At 46.4% G+C, this 20,750-nt stretch carries 22 protein-coding genes; 3 read left to right on the forward strand and 19 right to left on the reverse strand.

Going from position 1 to position 20,750, the window contains the following annotated elements; genetic code table 11:
• Window positions 1-120 precede the first annotated feature (120 nt).
• The 18 genes from ACYVR3_RS10660 to ACYVR3_RS10745 form a co-directional block, all read right to left on the reverse strand.
• Window positions 121-717 (reverse strand): DNA-3-methyladenine glycosylase I, encoded by a 597-nt coding sequence (locus ACYVR3_RS10660; RefSeq protein ID WP_461244239.1) that lies wholly within the window; start codon window positions 715-717, stop codon window positions 121-123.
• Window positions 718-754: 37 nt separating this feature from the next.
• Window positions 755-2,371 (reverse strand): glycerophosphodiester phosphodiesterase family protein, encoded by a 1,617-nt coding sequence (locus ACYVR3_RS10665; RefSeq protein WP_461244240.1) that lies wholly within the window; start codon window positions 2,369-2,371, stop codon window positions 755-757.
• 99 nt (window positions 2,372-2,470) lie between these two features.
• On the reverse strand, window positions 2,471-3,451 hold the full coding sequence (locus ACYVR3_RS10670) for a DUF2785 domain-containing protein (protein ID WP_461244241.1): 981 nt from the start codon (window positions 3,449-3,451) through the stop codon (window positions 2,471-2,473).
• Window positions 3,452-3,621: 170 nt separating this feature from the next.
• Entirely contained in the window at window positions 3,622-4,401 is a 780-nt protein-coding gene (locus tag ACYVR3_RS10675) for a hypothetical protein (protein ID WP_461244242.1), read from the reverse strand.
• Window positions 4,398-5,267, reverse strand: coding sequence for an ABC transporter ATP-binding protein (locus ACYVR3_RS10680; RefSeq protein ID WP_461244243.1), 870 nt, complete (start codon window positions 5,265-5,267; stop codon window positions 4,398-4,400). Before ACYVR3_RS10680 ends, ACYVR3_RS10675 begins: the two co-directional genes overlap by 4 nt.
• Complete coding sequence (locus ACYVR3_RS10685) at window positions 5,264-5,635, reverse strand: GntR family transcriptional regulator (RefSeq protein WP_054736143.1); 372 nt, start codon at window positions 5,633-5,635, stop codon at window positions 5,264-5,266. The genes ACYVR3_RS10680 and ACYVR3_RS10685 overlap by 4 nt, the downstream gene beginning before the upstream one ends.
• Before the next feature lie 49 nt (window positions 5,636-5,684).
• Window positions 5,685-7,502: an FtsX-like permease family protein gene (locus ACYVR3_RS10690; RefSeq protein ID WP_461244244.1), complete on the reverse strand. Its 1,818-nt coding sequence runs from the start codon at window positions 7,500-7,502 to the stop codon at window positions 5,685-5,687.
• A gap of 11 nt (window positions 7,503-7,513) precedes the next feature.
• Window positions 7,514-8,266 carry an ABC transporter ATP-binding protein gene (locus ACYVR3_RS10695; protein WP_054736139.1) on the reverse strand — a complete coding sequence of 251 codons (753 nt, stop codon included), beginning with the start codon at window positions 8,264-8,266 and terminating at the stop codon, window positions 7,514-7,516.
• Window positions 8,267-9,132: 866 nt separating this feature from the next.
• Entirely contained in the window at window positions 9,133-9,969 is an 837-nt protein-coding gene (locus ACYVR3_RS10700) for a MetQ/NlpA family ABC transporter substrate-binding protein (RefSeq protein ID WP_461244245.1), read from the reverse strand.
• 35 nt (window positions 9,970-10,004) lie between these two features.
• Entirely contained in the window at window positions 10,005-10,688 is a 684-nt protein-coding gene (locus ACYVR3_RS10705) for a methionine ABC transporter permease (protein ID WP_054736135.1), read from the reverse strand.
• The gene (locus ACYVR3_RS10710) at window positions 10,681-11,715 is read right to left on the reverse strand and encodes a methionine ABC transporter ATP-binding protein (RefSeq protein ID WP_054736133.1); all 1,035 of its coding nucleotides are present in this window, start codon (window positions 11,713-11,715) and stop codon (window positions 10,681-10,683) included. The genes ACYVR3_RS10705 and ACYVR3_RS10710 overlap by 8 nt, the downstream gene beginning before the upstream one ends.
• 381 nt (window positions 11,716-12,096) lie before the next feature.
• Window positions 12,097-12,396: a glycine cleavage system H family protein gene (locus ACYVR3_RS10715; RefSeq protein WP_054736131.1), complete on the reverse strand. Its 300-nt coding sequence runs from the start codon at window positions 12,394-12,396 to the stop codon at window positions 12,097-12,099.
• A gap of 32 nt (window positions 12,397-12,428) precedes the next feature.
• Window positions 12,429-13,628: an FtsW/RodA/SpoVE family cell cycle protein gene (locus ACYVR3_RS10720; protein WP_057152319.1), complete on the reverse strand. Its 1,200-nt coding sequence runs from the start codon at window positions 13,626-13,628 to the stop codon at window positions 12,429-12,431.
• Window positions 13,629-13,737: 109 nt separating this feature from the next.
• Window positions 13,738-13,956, reverse strand: a complete 219-nt coding sequence (locus ACYVR3_RS10725; protein WP_054736128.1) for a DUF2969 domain-containing protein — start codon at window positions 13,954-13,956, stop codon at window positions 13,738-13,740.
• A 63-nt stretch (window positions 13,957-14,019) separates the two neighbouring features.
• Complete coding sequence (yidD, locus tag ACYVR3_RS10730; RefSeq protein ID WP_420852589.1) at window positions 14,020-14,280, reverse strand: membrane protein insertion efficiency factor YidD; 261 nt, start codon at window positions 14,278-14,280, stop codon at window positions 14,020-14,022.
• Window positions 14,281-14,307: 27 nt separating this feature from the next.
• Entirely contained in the window at window positions 14,308-15,315 is a 1,008-nt protein-coding gene (gene mreB / locus ACYVR3_RS10735; protein ID WP_461244246.1) for a rod shape-determining protein MreB, read from the reverse strand.
• Window positions 15,316-15,474: 159 nt separating this feature from the next.
• Window positions 15,475-16,779: a UDP-N-acetylglucosamine 1-carboxyvinyltransferase gene (gene murA / locus ACYVR3_RS10740; protein ID WP_461244247.1), complete on the reverse strand. Its 1,305-nt coding sequence runs from the start codon at window positions 16,777-16,779 to the stop codon at window positions 15,475-15,477.
• 23 nt (window positions 16,780-16,802) lie between these two features.
• The gene (locus ACYVR3_RS10745) at window positions 16,803-17,033 is read right to left on the reverse strand and encodes a DUF1146 family protein (protein ID WP_054736124.1); all 231 of its coding nucleotides are present in this window, start codon (window positions 17,031-17,033) and stop codon (window positions 16,803-16,805) included.
• A 536-nt stretch (window positions 17,034-17,569) separates the two neighbouring features.
• Between ACYVR3_RS10745 and ACYVR3_RS10750 the strand changes: the two genes are divergently transcribed.
• The 3 genes from ACYVR3_RS10750 to ACYVR3_RS10760 are packed head-to-tail and all read left to right on the forward strand — an operon-like array spanning window position 17,570 to window position 19,706.
• Window positions 17,570-17,809, forward strand: coding sequence for a biotin/lipoyl-containing protein (locus ACYVR3_RS10750; RefSeq protein WP_054736123.1), 240 nt, complete (start codon window positions 17,570-17,572; stop codon window positions 17,807-17,809).
• A 26-nt stretch (window positions 17,810-17,835) separates the two neighbouring features.
• Window positions 17,836-18,729 (forward strand): lipoyl synthase, encoded by an 894-nt coding sequence (lipA, locus tag ACYVR3_RS10755; RefSeq protein ID WP_461244248.1) that lies wholly within the window; start codon window positions 17,836-17,838, stop codon window positions 18,727-18,729.
• Window positions 18,726-19,706 (forward strand): lipoate--protein ligase, encoded by a 981-nt coding sequence (locus tag ACYVR3_RS10760; RefSeq protein WP_461244249.1) that lies wholly within the window; start codon window positions 18,726-18,728, stop codon window positions 19,704-19,706. Before lipA ends, ACYVR3_RS10760 begins: the two co-directional genes overlap by 4 nt.
• Window positions 19,707-20,309: 603 nt before the next feature.
• Here the strand turns inward: ACYVR3_RS10760 and ACYVR3_RS10765 are convergent.
• Entirely contained in the window at window positions 20,310-20,738 is a 429-nt protein-coding gene (locus ACYVR3_RS10765) for a F0F1 ATP synthase subunit epsilon (protein WP_461244250.1), read from the reverse strand.
• Window positions 20,739-20,750: the final 12 nt, after the last annotated feature.

Genomic DNA, 20,750 nt, shown 5'->3' on the forward strand with positions numbered 1-20,750 from the left:
CCGATGTCGCCTTGCACACTGCTCTCAACCCGTCTCGCTCCGCACACTATCGCTGGACACAAACGACAACAAAAAAAGCAGCCCACAACATTGCGCTGTGAACTGCTCTAAAATATCCAACTAAGGAACCACTTCAAACCCAGTATCCGGCCGAACACCAGAAACTTCATCATGCCGAAAACAGGACTGCAAATGATCATTCACCATCCCAGAAGCTTGCAATAACGCATAGCAGGTCTTCGGTCCAATTCGTTTGAAACCAAGTTGCTTCAATGTCTGGACCAAATCAGCCACAAACCACCCCGGCTGGAGCACGTCACCCTCACGCAATTGATGATCTAACGGGGTTTGATTGACCTGCTGCCACAATGTTTCACTTAGCTGCCACCCTAAATCATGTAAGCCGGTTAGCACCCGAGCGTTTTCAATCACCGCATCAATCTTAGCCCGATTTCGAATAATCGTCGGATCGGTATAAAGCGCTTTAATTTGCGGCACCGTAAAGTGGGCGATTCGTTCAGCATCAAATTGAGCGAACGCAGCTTTAAGTGCTGGTCGATAACGCAAGATAACCTGCCAGTTCAATCCAGCCTGAAAGACTTCCAGTGCTAAGTTTTCGAATAACTGCCGTTCATCTCGTACCGGCACGCCCCACTCTAAATCGTGATATCTCAATAGCTGTGGACTCTTTTCAGCCCACTGACATCGATGACTCATATTGATCAACTCCTTCGTAAGGTTACCTACGACATCGCTAGATCAACTGATTCAAAGCATTTTGTAAAATTGCCCAACTATACCGGTCAATTGACTGGCGATTAACTTGCTGTAGTCGATCGACCCGGTTCGTAATTTGGCCATCCGTTCCCAATACCCGCATCATCTGCATCTGATGAACCTTGTCTGGCGTCCACGTGAATACCGGTGCCCCAATTGAATGCGCCTGTTTCACCATCGCTTGATTTAACCCAATCACCTGCAGTGAGTAAAAATCAGCGGGTAAAATATAGCCGACAATCAAATTCGCATTTTGCTGTTTCAGTGCCAAAACCGTCTGATAACTCATCGTATGGATCAGCGCATGTTGCGCAATTAACCGGTTCCCATACTGAGAAACAAACCGCCGTACCATATCGTTAGAATCTTGCGGCGTGACTTTAATTTCCACCATCACTCGCTGTTGTGCTGCCTTAGCCGCCTTCAAGTAACTAGCTAACGTTGCTAATTTAGCCGATTTACCATTCACCACGACGTTTTCCTTTGCAAGGTGGGAATAGGTCAACTTTTGGATGCTACGCGACCCAGCGGCTTGTTTAGGCTTAATGCGCTGATCGTGGCTCACAACAAACTGACCATCCGCAGTTTCTTGAACATCGATCTCCACGAAATTGGGATGATGCTTAACCGTTTGTTGAAGTGCCGCAATCGAATTTGGCACACCGTTATGACCAACCACGCCGCGATGAGCAACCGTAACCGCTGGTGCTGCAACACCCCCAACGTTAAAGGCCTGAAAGCTAAACATTGCGATCAGCAACACCACTAACCCAGTTGGAAACCACGCCATCGTATGCAACGCGTCATCGCTATCGTCAAAATGCGGTAAAAATGCAGGCTGATCAAGCGCCTCCCACACCAAGGCAAACAAAAGGCCGCTCAAAATGACAAGCGATAATGCCACAAGGATAATCATCAAAATTAACCCCACCACGTGATTAACGGTATGCGATAGTGAAAGCGCAACTGTTCGATACCCCCACACAACTAACCGATCAATAATCACCAATGGAAGCCACAAGCTTAAAAATGGTCGCCAAAAGCGTCCCAGTAACTGCCACCACTTAACGGTTGAGACAGTGCAAAAATGACGCACAAGTTGGCGCAAGACCGCCATAAAGCCAATAACAATGCCAACATACACAATGACCAAGCCAACCGCAACAATTCGGCGTTGCAACACAACGAAATCAACTAGATGAGTTGGCAGCGTGAACAGGTTAATAATCGCGGCTGAAAACCCGGCAGCCCCAAACGGTAACCAGACGAGGATCAAAAGGAGTTCCATCCCAAATAACATCGGCCAAAGCCGCTTAAATCGTTGCCACGCGTTAAGAATCAATAAATCAGTTTGATTTACCGTCGCTTGGTCCACAGATAATGCGGTTAACACCAACGTTAATTCAAACGGTAAGCCAATCAAAAACAGCCCAGCTAAAACCAATTTTACACCAGCCAAACCGCTGTTAAGCATCATCGTTTGTAGTGACACTAATACCGCTAATAGGACGAGCCAGCCTAAGTTGACGGCTCTAATTTTTAATAATTGATAACTTGTCTGGAATAATCGTCGATAATAATTAATTTGCCTCATCTTCCCCTCGCTCATCACGAACATTGCCTTTCAGTGTCAGCTCAAGTCGCCAAAATGATAAAAAGACGAGTCACCATTCCGGTCACCCATCCTTTACCGTTACGCTAAAAAGTCAATTACGGACGTTAAATACTGCATGATCTTTCGGTTAAAATCGTGCCGGATGATCATTGCTTCAATCAACCGTCCCCGATTATAGATGCGGTTCCAGCCAGACTGACTCTCCTCCGATTGAATCACCACGAGCTGTTGTCGCCACCGCTTCAACTGAGTTAATAAGTAGTCAGCGTAAAGTTGATTCTTGTTAGTGATTCGAGCAAGGTACCCGGCCAATCGCTGTGGTTCGCCAAAAATCAAGGCACCATTTAGCTTCTTGTAGCGTTCGATCAACAGGGCCATTAAAAAGAGCTTATCCGCTCGCGTTAAGCGCTCACGTTCAGATAACTCGTCTAGTAAATTACCAATATGCGTATAGGTGTGTGCCCAACCGTTTTGACCAATAAAGCCGCGGGTATCCGTTTCTAAGAGGATGTACAGCGCTAATTGATCCACAACCTGGTTGACCAACTCATCCGTCAAGAAGTGATACCCGGCCCGGTCGGCGTAAAGCAACACCGATAAGAGGAGCACCGCAAATGACCGGCGATAAACGGCGTCATTTTCAGGCTCTAAAATGTGCGCAAATAGCACCGTGTCGCCCAATAAGTAGCGTACCAGCATCAGCATCTGCGAATTAGACAGTAGTCGCTGCTGAATCAGGTCGTTAAAGAGAAAGTACACCCCTTTATCCCGAATCCGGGCATCGGTTGAGCCAATATGTTGCACCAGCTTCATGACGTCAGCATCCTGAACGTTTTGCAACGTTTCATCTTGGATCTGCCCGTTTAGCTGTAACAGCAGTGCTCGAATACCATCATCGTCATCCGGTAAGTTGACCGCCGTGGCAGGTTCAGTCGGTACTGAATCCAACAACTGCTCAAAGCGTTGCCCTAACGATTGATACCGTTTGCCAGCGTTCACTTCTTCTCGTAGCGTGACTAACTGCGCTCTTAATTCATCGATTTGATTATCTACATTCACTCAAATTCGCTCCGTTTCCCAAACTATTAGTCTTATTCTAGCATGATTAGACCGGTGAGAGAAGCGGTATGACCGAACTCACCGTTACCTCACGCCATTTTAACCTTTAAAGTTCAAAGGGTCCCTTAATGCCAACCAACCGACACCAAGGGACCCTTCTCGATTTTAAATTACCGCGGGATTCGAAGCCGAAGTGTTAACCGATACGCGATGGCTAACATGACGATCGTGTAAATACTCCCCGAAATCATCGGCGCATACGCAATCATGTGACCTAGCTTTAAGTCTGGTTGCGCACCAACCATTAATAATAACAGGTTCCCCAACCATGTGAGTTTAAGGCTACTTTGCTGATTTAACAAGATCAGCACAAAGAGCAAAATAATCATCAAAATCGGCACTGCAACGATCATAATGATTTGACCACGCCGGCTAAACTGCCCTAAAACGCCGCCAATCACCATACCCGTTACCGCGACACACGCAATGAAAAGTAACGTAATCAGCAAGACCGATAAAATATCCGCAACCGAGTTACCAAAGTAGTGACCGTACAGACTCGAAAAGCCCATCAAGTAAGGCCCGTTTGGTGTCAACCACGCCTGAAACACGGCCCCATAAATCAAATTAATGGCTTCTCCCGCCAAAATAATCACACCAAGTGCGGCAACCTTCGTCTTAAAGTACGTCCGCCGACCAATCCCGTTTTGAATAAACAGCTTAAAGCCATCATAGGTAATCGCCCCCGACACGAACACAAACAACCCTAAGACCATTGACGTTAACTCAGATGGGAGGTAATCAGTGAACGAATAAACGTGGGCTTGTCCTAACAGGACGGATAACACAAACGGAAGTACCGCTATCAAGCAAAACGCCCAGAGATAGGTCCACCCCAACTGCTTAAAGTAGTTTTTTAACTGGTACGTAAACGCAACCTTTCCTCTCACTGGTTAACGACCTCCTGACTAGTTAAATAGATGAAGAGTTTTTGCAGGTCAAGGTGACTGATCGAAACCGTGTCTGGAATCTCACGTTGCTCATTAAGCTCACCATAGATGTAATCAACTCGCAATTTGCCCAGCGCTTCGTGACCGATCACGTTTAGGCCCGCCGTGTACGTCTGCACATCAGCAACCGGCCCCGTCACAGCAAGACCTAACTGACTAAGATGTTCAGCCGTATCGTTTACCGTCAGCTGACCGTTCTGTAGCACCAGCACCTGCTCCACCAAGTTGGCGATTTCTTCAATCAAATGCGTTGAAATCACAAACGTCCGCGGCCGCTCCGCATAGGTCTCCATCAAAAGACTATAGAACAGCTCCCGATGGTTGGCATCTAACCCCAAAGTCGGTTCATCTAAAAACACGTAGTCAACATCGACAGCCAGTGCAACGATCAACTTCAAAATTGACCGGTAACCCGTTGATAACTTATTAAACCGGGTTTTAGTATTTAACCCAAATTCATTCACCATCCGGTCAGCAAAGTCAAAATCGAAGCCTTGATACAACGCCGCGGTCGTCTTAAATACTTCATCAACCCGCATCCGTGGTGGATAAAGGTTGACTTCACTCATCAGGTACAACCGGTTCAACACCTGATCATTATTACTGATTGGCTGGCCCTCAATGGTCACCGTCCCCGCCGTTTGAGGGATCCGGTTCGCAATAATGTTAAACAGCGTGCTCTTACCGGCACCGTTACGACCCAGTAGCGCATAAATCGTTTCTGGTTTTAAGGTCAGGTTGATCCCATCTAAAACCGATTGTTGACCAAACCGTTTCGTTAACTGTTGAATCTCAATTGGTTTCACGATTGACTAAACCCCCTCTTCACCATGTCGATAATCGCTGTCTCGGTTAGCGTCAGTTTCTTGGCTTCGTTCACTAAATTAACGACGTAATCGTGATAAAATTCCGTCTGGCGTTTCTCACGAATCTTTTCAGGCGCGCCGCTCGTCACAAACATCCCGAGCCCACGCTTTTTTTCTAAAAATCCCGCCGTCACCAAAATATTCATGCCTTTTAGCACTGTGGCCGGATTAATGTGGAACTGTTTGGAAATTTCCGTTGTAGATGGTACCTGTTCACCCTCTTGAAAGCTCTGTAAGAAAATGGCTTCTTCGATCTGTTCAGCAACCTGGAGATACAACGGTTCAGTACTATCAAAATTAAACTGCATTTTGCACCACCCGATCTCTCACTTTACCCGGTTTTACTGTCAGTTAGCGTTAACGGTCGATTTTAACCTTTGGTAACACGATATGCTCGTACAGTAAAACGGTAATTACATAGTAAATCATATACAACAGACCGAAGATTGTAAATGGTAACCAGAGCTGATCGTACGGATCGACCATTAATAGTTTGAACATCTGCAGGCCAAATAGCACGTGGATGACCCCAACGATGGCTGGCAAAATGAACAGAACGAAGATTTCTTTTACGATCGACCGTCGTAAAACGGATTGCCGCGTCCCAATCTTATTAAGCATCTGGTAACGAATTTGATCACTCGCTGCCCCACTTAAAATCTTGAACATTAAGCAACTTGCTAACATGGCGAGAAAGGCAATGCCGAGGAAGAAGCCCATAAATTCAAAGCCACCAAAGAAGGTGATGCCCATGACCAATGTGCTGTAACTTCCGGGAAGGTCCATCACGGACTTGATGCCCGCATTAGCAACCAATTTCTTAAGGGCTGGTTGACTGGTCTTTAAGTTCTTCACTCGGAATACCGTTAATTGGTGGTTCACGCCGGCAATCTGCTTAAATTTCGTGGTCGAGACGACCTTGGCGATTTTTTGCCGTTGGGTCCCCGACTGGAGCATGTTAAGTGGACTGGAATCTCGCTGCAAGTCAGCAACCGCAATTCCGCTGAACTTAGGTGTTTTCAGTGCCTGTCGATTATCTGAGGCACCACCAATATCGTTTAAGCCCTTGTTCGTTTGAAGTGGCGTTTGTTTTAACTGTTCAGCATTGTAGTAAACCGTCGTTTTGGTTTCCTTTTGATCGTATTTAGCCTTCGTTTTCAAGTTCAATTGATCAATTGATTGTTGGGTCTTGGCACTCGGATCAACGAACGCCGCCGTGTAAGCTGAGTTGGTATTAGCCATCATATACACTTGACGGTTCATCCCGATCCCTACTGTAATGGCACCCAACGCCAACGCAAACAGGATCGAAACAATTGATAAGATTTTCGTGTAGTTTCGAATCCGGAAACTCAATTGCGCCAACGTAAAGTTACCCAACCCTTTAGTTGCCCATGAGGTTCGCTTCAATAACACCACTAACCATACGAAAATGGCGTTGAAGAGGAAGTAAGTCCCTAACACGATGGTGACTAACGCTAATGGAATCGCCATCAACTGTAATGTCTTCAAGTGACTCATTGCGTAGTAACCAACTGCCAACAACCCCAAGCCAACAATCACTTGAATCAATTGGCTCACTGGCTTTAACGTTGGCCGGTTTGGTTGACTATCGCCGTGTAACAGTGACAGCACCGGCGTCTTCGTTAACGAGATCCGGTTGATGATTCCGGCAATGAAGAACAACACGACGTACAGCACAATGGTCGTTACAAATGCTGGCATGTAAAAGGCCGCAAAATGCTGCAACTGGGTCTGCAATAACTTAGTCATCAAAAATGGCCCTAAGACCCCGGTCAGCGCACAACCCACAATGGCACCGATCACGCTGGCAATCGTTCCGATCACCATCGTTTCAACTAAAATCAATTGCCCGATTTTGGACTGTTTGGCGCCCAACATCATGAACAACCCATAGTCATGCCGCCGCATACTCATTAAAAACGAGTTGGCGTAGAAAATGTACACTAACGTAATGATCGTCAGCAACACGGCTCCAAATTGGAAAATAAATTGGGCCCCGGTCACCTGCGCATTGGCCTTCAAAAAACTCTGATTCGTGGCTAATGCTTCAAACATGTAAAAAATCGCACTCGAGATCACTAATCCAAAGAAGAGGACCACGTAATCTTTTAACCGGCTCTTGATCCCGGTAAATGCTAATTTGTTCAGCAAAATGATCCCTCCTATTGAAACGTGCCTAACGTGTCTAAGATTGATTGATAGAATGCTTGCCGTGATTGCTCACCGCGAACCAGCTCTTGACCAATTTGCCCGTCTTTGATAAACAAAATTCGTTGGCAATAACTGGCCGAGAACGGATCGTGGGTCACCAATAATACGGGAACGTGCTGTTCTTGGTTAACTTCGGTTAGCATCTCAAGTAAGTCTCGAGCACTCCCAGAATCCAAGGCCCCGGTTGGTTCATCACCGAACAAAATTGCTGGTTCTGACACCAACGCCCGAGCAGCGGCAACCCGTTGTTTTTGCCCACCGGAGATTTCCGTTGGGTATTTGTCTAAAATCGCTTCAATCGATAACTGACTTGCAACTTGGTCAACCTTAGGCTTAATCTTCTTGGCGCTGACGTTTTGTAATGACAGCGGCAACGCAATGTTTTCGGCATTCGTCAAATTCTCTAGTAGGTTAAAATCTTGGAAAATAAACCCAACTTGATGCGCCCGAAAATCGGCAACTTGATTACCCTTCAGGTTAGCGACGTTTTGCTGGTTAATCAAGACTTCGCCACTAGTTGGTTGGTCCAACGTTGCCAAAATATTAAGTAGCGTCGTCTTCCCAGAACCAGACGCCCCCATGATCCCCACAAACTCACCTGGTGCTACTTCAAAGGTGATGCCCTTCAACGCTTCATACTGCTTCTCACCAGGCTTACCATACGTCTTACGCAACGCTTTAACTGAAACAATTGGTGCCGTCATAATTGTATCCTCCATTTAGTTACTCACTTGGTTAATTACTTATGTAACTAACTATAAAGGTAGCGGTTTGAATTGTCAATATCCAGTTAGAAATTTACTCACGCTTGTGTCCAGCGTAAGCATGTTTAGTTTGTGAAGTGATTCTGGTTTTCTATAGTGGGAAGATGCCGCGAGAGGCTCCGGCGCTATGCGAGGCTGGAACGCAGTGGCGGGCCTACGAGCTAGGAATGGAAGAAAACCACTTCCATGCCGGATCTCTCCGGACCCGCGTATGACTAAGGCACTCGCACCTCGAACCCCACGAGGCACGACTGCCTAAGTCATACCGACACTGCTGAGCCTCGCGCGCCTCCGCCTCCCGCTACATAGTGCGCTGTCAGAAACTTAACTGCTAACTGCAATATTCTGAAGTTGACGAAAGTGCGTAATAGCGGCGTTGGATGGTAACTCGACAACTGCAGAAATGATTGTGGTCAATGTTCAGTAACTGCAACGGGTCAACGATTGAGTGATACTGTACTTCATCAGTTGAACGCCACGATAAGATGGAGGTAGGCAACTAGGTGTATGCTGTGTCGCGATGATTGGTGGTTGATGGCGGGGTTCCAGCAACCACCAATCATCGGGGACGAATTGAAGACTCGCATGGGTTTAGCGAGGCTTCAATTCGAGGGCTGAGACCGCCCTTTGGCTCAGGCCGGCCCCACAGCAGGAACCTAGTTGACTACCGGAATCGACAGTTCAAGCAAATCACCGCACTTCACAAACTGACAGCAAGATACTTACGCTGAACACAAACGATAGCAGACAACAAAAAACACCGCAGACTCTAGATCAGAATCTGCGGTGTTCATATTTACTTAAGCTTATTTGTAACTCTTAGCAGGTAATACGGCACCCTTGTAGTGGTTGTAGATCCACTTTTGTGTGCTCTTTGATTGCAAAGCCTTCATCAACTTCTTGATGGCTGGCTTCTTTTGGTCGCCCTTACGTACAGCAACGATGTTGACGTATGGTGAGGTCGACTTTTCAGTCACGATGGCATCCTTACGAGGATCCAAACCTGATTGAACGGCGTAGTTGGCGTTGATGAAGACCACGTCGCCTTCACCGTTCTTGTAGATACTTGGCATCAATTTTGGTTCGTAACTGTGCTTGAACTTCAAGTGCTTAGGGTTTGAAGTGACATCAGCGAAGGTTGCAGTAGTGATATCAATGCCCTTCTTGATCTTGATCAAACCGGCATCTTTCAAGATCGTCAATACCCGACCGTAATCAGAAACGTTTGAACTAACCAGAATGGTTGCGCCATCCTTAACGTCCTTCAAGTTCTTAACTTTCTTGGAGTAGGCTGAAATTGGTTCCAAGTGAACGCCACCGGCGCTAACCAAACTCCCCTTGTTTTCCTTGTTCCATTCAGCTAAGAATGGGATGTGTTGGAAGTAGTTGGCATCCAATTCCTTAGCAGCTAAAGCCTTGTTAGGCATTACGTAGTCTTGGAACACCTTGACCTTTAAGTTAACGCCTTCCTTTTTCAATTGTGGTTGCACGTGCTTCAAAATCTCAGCGTGAGGGACTGCTGAAGCCCCAACGGTGATCGTAGTTGTCTTAGAACTACTTGACTTGCTGTTACCACAGGCACCCAATACAACGGCCGTCGCTGCGACGCCCAAAATCCCTAATAATTTTTTCGAAAATTTCATAGCTAATTCCTCCCACAGAATAGTGTTGAACAATTTTATAGCGTTCGCTTGTCGATTCGGCGAACGAGAAAATCCCCAATGAATTGAAAGGCAAACACAATGATCACGATGATAATGGTTGCCACTAACACGATGGTATTGTTACTTGCTTGGAAACCGTCAATGTAGGCGAGGTTCCCTAACCCACCGGCACCAATCGCACCAGCCATTGCAGTGTAACCAATCAGTGAAATCGTTGTGACGGTTGCGCCGGAAACCAATGCTGGCATGCTTTCGGGTAATAACACCTTGTAAACGATCTGCCACTTCGTTGCGCCCATTGAATCGGCGGCTTCAATCACACCATGATCAATTTCATGGAACGCAATTTCAACCATCCGGGCGTAAAATGGTGCGGCGGAAACAACCAACGACGGCAGTGCGGCAGTCGGTCCAATAATCGTGCCAACCAGTCCTTTGGTGATTGGCAATAATAGCATGATCAAGATGATAAATGGAATTGACCGGAACACGTTGACTAAGAATGAGACGACCCAGTTCAATGCCCGGACACCCGCACTATGGTTACCAGTTGTTTCGAATAGTAACAATCCAAGTAATAACCCTAAGATGGCAACCATGATCATGGATACAATGGTCATCCAAATGGTCTCCCAAGTGGCGGCCCCCATGGCACCCCAGTCAACCGTCTTAAACGCAAAGTATGAACCATTAGTCATGGTGGATCACCTCCGTTTCGACCCGCATCTTCTTCAGCAATTCAGTGGCGCCAGTTAGACTATCGGCGTCCCCAATTAATTGCAGATACAGCGTCCCAATAGCGCCCTCTTGCGTTTGGTGAATACTCCCTTCAATGATGCTAACTTGAAGTTCTGGGTATTGATGAATAATTTCTGACACGATTGGCAACTTAGCTTGATCGCCATGGAAGACCAGTTGAATGATCATCCCGTTTGGATAGCTCTTGATCAAGTCATCCACGATGATGTTGGTATCCGTCAATGATGGATCAACTTCTTCGTTCACGAAGCGCTTCGTAATCTCTTGTTTAGGATTGCGGAAGACTTCAAATACGGTTCCTTGTTCAACAACTTGACCAGCTTCCATGACGGCAACGTGATCACAAATTTTGCGAATCGCGTGCATTTCATGAGTGATCAAGACGATACTCAAGTTCAAGCGCTTATTGATTTCGAGCAACAAGTCGAGCACTTCATCCGTAGTTTGCGGATCCAAGGCGCTCGTGGCTTCATCTGAAATCAAAATTTCGGGATCATTGGCCAACGCCCGGGCAACCCCAACCCGTTGCTTTTGACCACCTGAAAGTTCTGATGGGTAAGCGTGCTCCCGGCCCTTCAATCCAACCAGTTCAACTAAGTTCTGTGCTTTTTCAAGCCGTTCTTTGCGTGGTACCCCCGCAACTTCCAGCGGAAACATGATGTTTTGAATCACGGTCCGTGACCACAATAGGTTGAAGTGTTGGAAAATCATGCCAATTTTTTGGCGCTTTTGTCGAAGTGCCGACCCACTCAAGGTCGACATTTTATCGCCGTTAATATCAATTTCACCAGTCGTTGGTGTTTCTAGGCCGTTGAGCATCCGCACCAAGGTACTTTTCCCGGCGCCAGAGTAACCCACGATACCGTAAATTTCACCATCCTCAATGGTGAGGTTCACATCGGAAACGGCGGTTAAATCGCCTTCCTTCGTGTTAAACGTCTTCGTCACGTCTTTAAATTCAATCACGGTAAGTTGCCCCCTGCTTCGTTCGTTTAACTAAAAAAGCTCCGTCCAATCAAACACTAGGTTTGATTAAGGACGAAGCTTGTCGTGTACCACCTTAAATTCGTTACGGTCTCACAACCGTAACCTCTAAGAGTCAATGAAGACTCAACGCGATATTGGACGTTAGCCAGTCATGGTTTGCCGTAGCTCACCACCACCCGTTAGTACAAGACCATCTTCAATCGTGCGCACCCTGTTCCTTTTCAGCCACCGGAACTCTCTGTCGAGGGTCGTTCACATCTACTCATCTTGCCGGAGTATTTTGAATCAATGCCCAAAGTATACCTAGCTCACATGAGAATGTCAAGCGCCGATTAACAGGTAATTTTAATGGAATCCCAATTATGCGGGTTGAACATCAACTAACCAAGCATCCGCTTCGGCTTCGCCGTTCAACGCGTCAAAGTCGTTATCTAATTGTGGGTTCACGGCAACAATCTTGCCACTCACTGGGCTGTCAATGTCGGAAACGGCCTTTTCAGCCTCAACACTCATTAACGTTTTGCCAGCGGTAACTTGATCCCCGACGCTTGGTAAGTTTGCAAACTTGATGCTCCCAAGTTCATCTTGGCCCGCCTTGGTTAAACCAACACGTGTTTTGCCATCGATTTCCTTAGTCCAAAAATAAGTTGCTTCATTCATACCTTTCACCTCATACCAATTATTTGGCTCCGTTATTCGAAGTCATCGTTACGACTAAACATGTAACTCTTATAATGATAACGCATCGACATGATTAAGCCAATCCCAATCATGTTCCCAATTAGGGCGGACCCCCCTTGACTCACAAATGGTAAGGGAATCCCGGTCAGTGGTAGCAAGCCAATATTCATGCCAATATTTTCAAAGGTATGGAACAAAATCATCATGATAATTCCAGTTGAAATATAGGCGTAAAAGACGTTCTTGGTATCAAACGTCACCCGAATCATTTGGTAAATCAGCAGCAAGTACAACAGAATCAGGATACAGCCACCGATAAAGCCAAAGTTTTCGCCAATGACGGAGAAAATCATATCAGATTCACGCACGGGCACGTACACCTTCGAGACGTTAAAGCCAGTCCCAAAGACGCCCCCTGAACCAATCGCCTTCATACTCTGCCAGAGTTGGTAACCCTGATCAGACGTGTTACTTGCCGGGTTCAGCCAGGTATCAATCCGTGAAAATTGGTAAGCTTGAAAGCCGATGTGTTCCAGAATCGTTCGACCCCAAGTCGTTGTGACTAACGTTAACGCCGTCCCACCGACACCGCCGATGAGGACAACTGCTGGTACGATGATTTTCCACGTGATGCCAGAAATCAGGGCAATCCCACCAACGATGGCGAAGAACACCAGCATCGTCCCAAAGTCATTTTGCAACTTCAACAGTACTGCAACGGGTAACGTCCATAAAATCAACTTGCCCAGCAGCAGCCAATCGGAGTGCAGCGTGTGCTCGAAGAACGTATGGTTATGATCACTCACCACCCGAGCCAGCATCAAAATAAAGGCTGGCTTCATGACTTCAGATGGCTGAAACGTCAGCGGTCCAATCGCAAACCACGATTTAGCCCCAGTAGAGGCGGCGTAGGTTCGACTATAAAAGACCAGCACGGCCGCTAGGAGAAATACCCCCAGCCAGTAAGCAATCGGGGCCACCTTCCACAGCTGTTCGGAATCAAACTGCATGATCACCAAAATGGCGACCGATCCAATAATGTACCACACTAACTGAGAAAAAATCAGTGACCACACACTGGTGGCACTGGAATCATGTGAGGCAGCCACGTAAATCGACGCTAACCCGATCAATGCCAGCATCAGGACGCAAAAAATAACCCCGTAATCGATTCGTGATTCACCGTCGTCTGTTTCTCGACGTTCGTTCACATCACGTCCTCCTCTCTTATTCAATTTTATTATAACGGTCACCGTTGAGAAGTCATGGCCAAACGAATGGCCTTTAGTGTTTTTTAAACTCCACTCACGGTGTTAGCCATTAATGGTGTAAATTGTAGGCTTGAATCAGATATTCAACGCCTTCATCTTGTGACTTGACCTTAACTGGCCGGTCGTCACCAACTTGGGCTTCAAAACCCTTTTCAGTGGTTTGGATCGTACCCACAACTTGATCCTTAATGGATACTTGGAGGGCATCAGCGCCGTTAAGCGTAATTTCATCAATTGCAACTTCAACTGGTTGTTTTTTCTTGGACATACTTAACTCCTTTAGGTCATTTAATTTAATTAGCAGGTACCAAAATAAAAGTAGTCACCAGGACTACTTCAGGTTCATTTGCCGCCGGTATTCCGCTTCAGCCTGCTTATTACGTCGTAGGCTAAAGTGGTCGGGTACAGGATCGTACCCACCCCGGACGAACGGGTTACACCGAATAATGCGCGCAACCCCCATTAACGTCCCCTTCACAGCGCCGTGTTTTTCTAACGCAATCAGGGTATATCGTGAACACGTTGGCGAATAGCGACACGATGGTGGAAATAACGGTGAGATCCATCGTTGATATCCGCGAACGAGCATCATTAATAATTGTTTCAAATTTAAATTCCTTTAGTCACGCCGGTTCCGCTTTTTAGAGGTGGCGTCCATGTGCTCGAGTAAGATTCCCGCACCCTTGGCCACGTTATCTAGCGGACTTTCAGCAATCATGACGGGCACTTTTAACTGTTCGATGAAGAGCTTATCAATGCCCCGGAGGAGTGCGCCCCCACCAGTAAGCATGATCCCGCGATCAATAATATCGGAAGCCAATTCAGGAGGAACCGTTTCAAGCACTTCTTTAGCTGCTGCAACGATTTGAACCATAATGGCCCCAATTGCAGGTTGAATCTCAGCAGCTGTAATTTCAATTGACCGAGGCATCCCGGTGACTGAGTCACGGCCCCGAACTTCCATACTATCGGTATCGTTTTCTTCGAGATAGGCGGAACCAATCTTGATTTTGATGGTTTCAGCCGTGCGTTCACCAACTTGGAGGTTATGTGCCGTCTTCAAGTAATTGATAATGTTGACGTTCAGTTCATCACCGGCTACCCGGACTGACTTGCTGGCGACAATGTCACCTAATGATAAGACGGCAATGTCACTCGTCCCACCACCAATATCGATCACCATGTTCCCGCGAGGTTTGAAGATATCCATCCCCGCGCCAACGGCAGCCACTTTAGGTTCCTCTTCCAAGTAAACCTTGGCCCCGCCGGATTTTTCAGCAGCTTGAATAATTGCCCGCCGTTCAATTTCCGTAATGTTGGTTGGGGCACAGATCATAATGTTAGGCTTAGACAAAAAGCCCTTAACGTTAAGCTTGCTGATAAAATACGACAGCATACTTTCTGTAATATCAAAATCTGAGATAACCCCATCCTTCAATGGTCGGATCGCCCGAATATTACTAGGAGTCCGTCCTACCATCCGGTAAGCCTCTGAACCCACTGCTAATACCTGGTTCGTTTTTGTGTCAACTGCGACCACTGACGGCTCATTTAAAACAATACCCTTGCCGACTGCGTAAATTAGAACATTGGCAGTTCCTAAGTCAATACCAATATCTTTAGCCATCCTGCTTCATTCCTCCTGAACTTAATATCTCAACCGCTAATTATACCATATCCCGGGGTTGATAAGTATTTAGATCTGATAAAGAACGCCAGCAAAAAAGTTCGAGCGTGGGCGCCAGAAACGCTGACCACGCTCGAACTTTCAAACTAACGCTGTCGATCAATCATTTGCTTTCGACTTTAAAATAATTTCTTCTTGATCAGGTACGGAGACCCGTTCAACTTCAGCCCCTAGTGCTTGGAGCTTTTTGTGGAATTGGTAATAACCACGATCAAGGTACTTCAAGTTAGTCACTTGCGTATACCCGTTAGCCACTAAACCAGCCAAAACTAAGGCCGCGGCAGCTCGTAAATCAGTAGCAGCAACTTCAGCACCGTTAAATTCCGTTGGACCGTACAGGGCAACCGTTCGTCCCTCCACCTTAAAGTTAGCGTTCATCCGCCGTAACTCTTCAAGGTGCATAAAGCGGTTTTCAAACACCGTTTCAGTCAAGGTACTTGTCCCGTTGGCAGCCAACTGCAAGACCGTCATCTGTGGCTGCATATCCGTTGGGAACCCTGGATGTGGCAACGTTTTAACGTTCGTTGGCTTTAATTCCTTCGGTCCAATGACCCGAACACCAGCTTCATTTTCAATGACGGTAACACCCATTTCTTCCAACTTCGAAATCAAGGGCTTGTTGTGTTCTGAAATGGCGTTTTCAACTAAAACGTCACCATGGGTCAAGGCAGCACCGACCATGAAGGTCCCTGCTTCGATCCGATCTTGAACAACGTAGTGTGACGTGCCATGTAAAGCAGTGACGCCTTCGATCCGAATCGTTTCCGTTCCGGCACCGCGAACTTTAGCGCCCATTTTGTTCAAGACGTTTGCAAGGTCCACGATTTCAGGTTCCCGAGCAACGTTTTCAATCACCGTCGTCCCGGTTGCCATCGTTGCGGCCATTATAATGTTTTGGGTCGCACCCACACTTGGAAAATCAAGATAGATGTTAGTCCCAATCAATTCATCCGCCGTTGCTTCAATGTAACCATCGTGCTGGTTGATCGTTGCGCCCAAGGCTTCAAAACCCTTGAGATGTAGATCAACTGGCCGCGAACCAATGGCACAGCCACCAGGCATCGCCACTTGAGCATGACCGTAGCGCGCCAAAAGCGGCCCCATCACAACGATCGATGCTCGCATTTTTGACACGTATTCAAACGGTGCTTGGGTCGATAACTGTTTCGCCGCGTTCAAGCGAACTCGGTTATCAGCTTCGTCAAAATCAACGTCCACGTTTAAGAAACGTAACACGTTATTCATCGTGTAAACGTCAGATAGAATTGGAACGTTCGTTAAGACCATTTCGTCTTCTTGTGCCAGGATCGATGCAGCTAATATTGGTAAGACCGCGTTTTTAGCGCCTTCAATATGTACAGATCCTCTTAATTCATTACCACCATGAACAATAATCTTTTCCACTTGAATTCCCTCCACAGCTCCGGTTATTTAACCAGAAAAATTAAATTCCGGACATTATCAATAAAGTTTAGGAAAAATTCGCTGCAAGTATACCCTACCGTAACTGACAGCATCACAATTAGGACTCGCGCTTGACTAGGATACAGCCGCATTAAATTTTCAATGTGCAATTTTTGAATACTCCAAAAGGCCACGAAAATAAAAACAAAATGACTCACTAACGTCATTAGGGCCTGCGCTCCAATTGTTCGCATAAATTAACTTTCCTTTCTACATTACCAGTAAAATATAGCATACTTTGTTCACAATGTCGCCGATTCTATGTCATTTGTAATATTACGATTTTCATCACTGAATTGACTATCTGCGTTAAACTGGACAGTTGTCTGTTTTCAGTCTGATTTTCAATTATTAGGCGATTAGTGAACCTGGTAGTCAATTTCCGAACATTGCCGTTTGAGTCGTCACTGGTTGATCATTTTCTTATGGTTAATATAATCATAAAATTGATTTGATTGCGAACTTAGCGCTCTATTTTTTGATTGGCGGTTGCCGTTTCACAAAGTAAGCAAGTTGGGTAATTTGGCAATTCCATATTGCTATATTTAATATGCCATTTTTATATCGAATAACAATTACTTTGTGATTTGAACAAAATAGCCACAATCGCTGTTATATAGGCATTTATAGCGCGTTTTCGTTGAAATAACCGCTTTAATTTCACAATCTCTAAAAACATGTTATAGTCTAGGCGTCAACAAAATTTATTCACTTGCAGGAGCTGATCAACATGCTAAAAGAAGTTCACATGCCAAAACTGAGCCCGAAGTCCGATAGTTACTTTTTCGGGAAATGGGTCAAGCAACCTGGCGAGACCGTTAAGGCCGGTGACGTTCTATTTGAAGTTGAAACGGACAAGGTCATCAGTCAAGTTGAAAGCCAAGAAGACGGCATTCTCAAAAATCAAAAAGTCGCAACCGGCGATACAACGAACGTCGGTGATCTCGTTGCAACTATTGAAGTTGCTTAACCAATACTCACTGGAGGCTATTAACTATGACAACGCAACAATCGACACCAACTCACCAACCTAAACCAGACTGGCTCAAAGTCACGTACGACCAAAAGAAGGTCGATCAAATGAACGGTCTGCTTTCAGGGTTAAAATTAAACACCGTCTGTGCTGAGGCCAACTGTCCTAACTTAGGCGAATGCTTTGGGAGCGGGACTGCATCATTCATGATTCTTGGCCCTAACTGTACCCGGGCTTGTCGCTTCTGTGACGTCCCTCACGGCCACCCCAAGGAAGTTGACCTGTTCGAACCCCTAAGAGTCGCTCAGGCCACCAAAAAACTCGGTCTCAGCCACGTGGTCGTCACCAGTACTGACCGGGATGACTTACCAGATCTAGGCGCTGACCAATTCGTTCGCACGATCAACGCGCTTCGAGAATTGACACCAGAAACAACCATTGAAGTTCTGACCCCCGATTTTCAAGGTCGCGAAGATTGCTTAGACAAGGTGATTGCTGCCGGTCCCGATGTCTTTAACCACAACATGGAAACGGTACGCTCCATCACGCCTAAAGTACGGAACCGAGCAACTTATGATTGTTCCCTCGGGGTTCTCAAATACGTCCGTGAACACGCGCCAAAGGACATGTACGTCAAAACAGGGATCATGCTCGGCCTCGGCGAAACCGATGAGGAAGTTTACCAACTCATGGACGATTTACGCGCCGTTGACGTTGATTTCTTAACGATTGGTCAATACGTTCAACCAGGCCCAAAGAACTACCGCTTACGCGAATGGGTGCCAATGTCTCGCTACCAGCAATACTACAAAGAAGCGATGAAACGTCACTTCAAGTTCGTTGCCAGCTCCCCACTTGTTCGTAGCTCTTACAAGGCCAGAGAAGAGCTCGAAGCAGTTCAAGCGGTCACTAAATGATCACGATTCCGATCAAGTCGTTGGACGTTTATCATAACTTTGCCTTGGAGTACTATTTGATGACCGAAAAACGACCATCAGAACCCGTTTTACTCGTCTGGTCAACCACCCCAACGGTGATGCTGGGCAAATACCAAGAAGCCGCGGCTGAGCTCAATCAGGACTTCATTACCGAGCACCAGATCAACGTTGTTCGTCGACTCTCCGGTGGTGGTGCCATCTACACGGATCAGGGTGGCTGTCAGTTTACCTTGATCACACCAGATCGACACCACGACATTGACTTCACGTCTGGGTTGACCCTTGTCTGTGAAGCCTTAAAAATGATTGGGATTGATGCGCAAACCGACAGTCGAAACGATTTAAAGGTTGCTGGTCGCAAAGTATCTGGGAGCGCACAATATGTCACCCCTGGCTACCGATTGCACCATGGTAGTCTGCTATTCGATTCTAACCTTGATTGGATGGCACAAGCACTTCAAGTTGATCCCGTTAAGTTGAAAGCCAAACGGATTCAATCCGTTCATCAACGCACCATTAATTTAAAGGAACAGTGCCCCACTTGGTCGGCAACGATGTTCATTACCCGGTTAACGCAAGCGTTGATTACGCTAACCCGGGCAAAAACAAGGTCACTGAACGCTGAAGATGAGGCGCGAATTTCTGAAATTGCGGCCACTCAGTTTCATAATCAAAAGGTCATTTATGGTTCAACTCGATCATTTGACCATACGAATACCAGCTACATCACTGGTGCTGGGTTACTGCGGTTGCGCTATAACTTAGTCAACCAACGACTCTCAGATGTCCAACTATCCGGCGATTTCTTTAGTAATTTACCGACTGATCAACTAGAGCAAACCTTACAGGGCGTCACTTACACACCAACCGCAATTCAGGCTGCTTTAACCCCTGTCTTGCAAGCAACTCCCATTATGGGCATTACCACGGAAGAACTTGTAAACCAATTTTTTTAAACTGATTATGGAATATTTTTTTGAAAATATCAGGTTTAATTTTCAAATTTATCGAAAGCGCTATCATACATGTTAGCGTAAGTGTTTGGTGATTTGTTCGTGAAATGGTAAATTTGATTGATTATGATATTCGAATAAAAACAATAACTTTAACAATAAAACACGACAAGTAAACTATCGAGGTTGGTAGTTTGCCTGTCGTGTTTTCGTTTTGCTATCGCTTGCGTCCAGCGTAAATGTGCGGAGCGAGACGGGTTGAGAGCAGTGTGCAAGGCGACATCGGTGAAGGCGCCCGGGCCTGGCGAGTTTACCGATGTCGCCTTGCATGCAGCTCTCAGTCTCGCGCAGCACCATTCGGCGTGGTGGCCAGAAAGCGCGTGGTTGACAACTTCCTACAACTTCAAGAACCCCGGAAATAACAGTTCAAGTGGCGCCGAATTTTGTAGCCTGAGAGCGCCGGTTTTCGTGCGACTTTGGCGAGCGAAGCAATGACAAACAGCCGACACTCAAAACTGCACCCAACACTTACGCTGGACACAAACGTAAGTAAAATTCAAAAAGGGACCAGCGCAAATGCGCTGGTCCCTTTTCGCGTGGCAAGGATTACTTGCCAGCAACGTTAATTCGATTAATCGCCCGCCGAAGTGCAACTTCAGCTCGAGCTAATGAATCGCTATCGTGGGTCTCATGAGCTTCCTTGATGTGAGCTTCCGCCCGCTTCTTGGCGTTCTGAGCACGTTCGACATCGATATCCTTCTGCATTTCTGCAGTATCAGCGACAATGGTTGCAACATTTTCAGAGAATTCAACGAAACCGCCGTTAACGGCAATTTCATCGTCGTCTCCACCACTGACAAGTTGGACCCGAGCTTCGTCAACTGCTAATGAGGCAATAACGGGAACGTGGTTCGCCATGATCCCAAGCTGACCAAGTTGCGTTTTCACGATCAACATTTTGGCTTGGGCATTATCATAGACGTTACCATCGGGGGTTACGATACTAACGGTTAAAACTGATTGTTCATCAGCCAATTAGAACCCCTC

The organism is Secundilactobacillus muriivasis, from assembly GCF_054785195.1.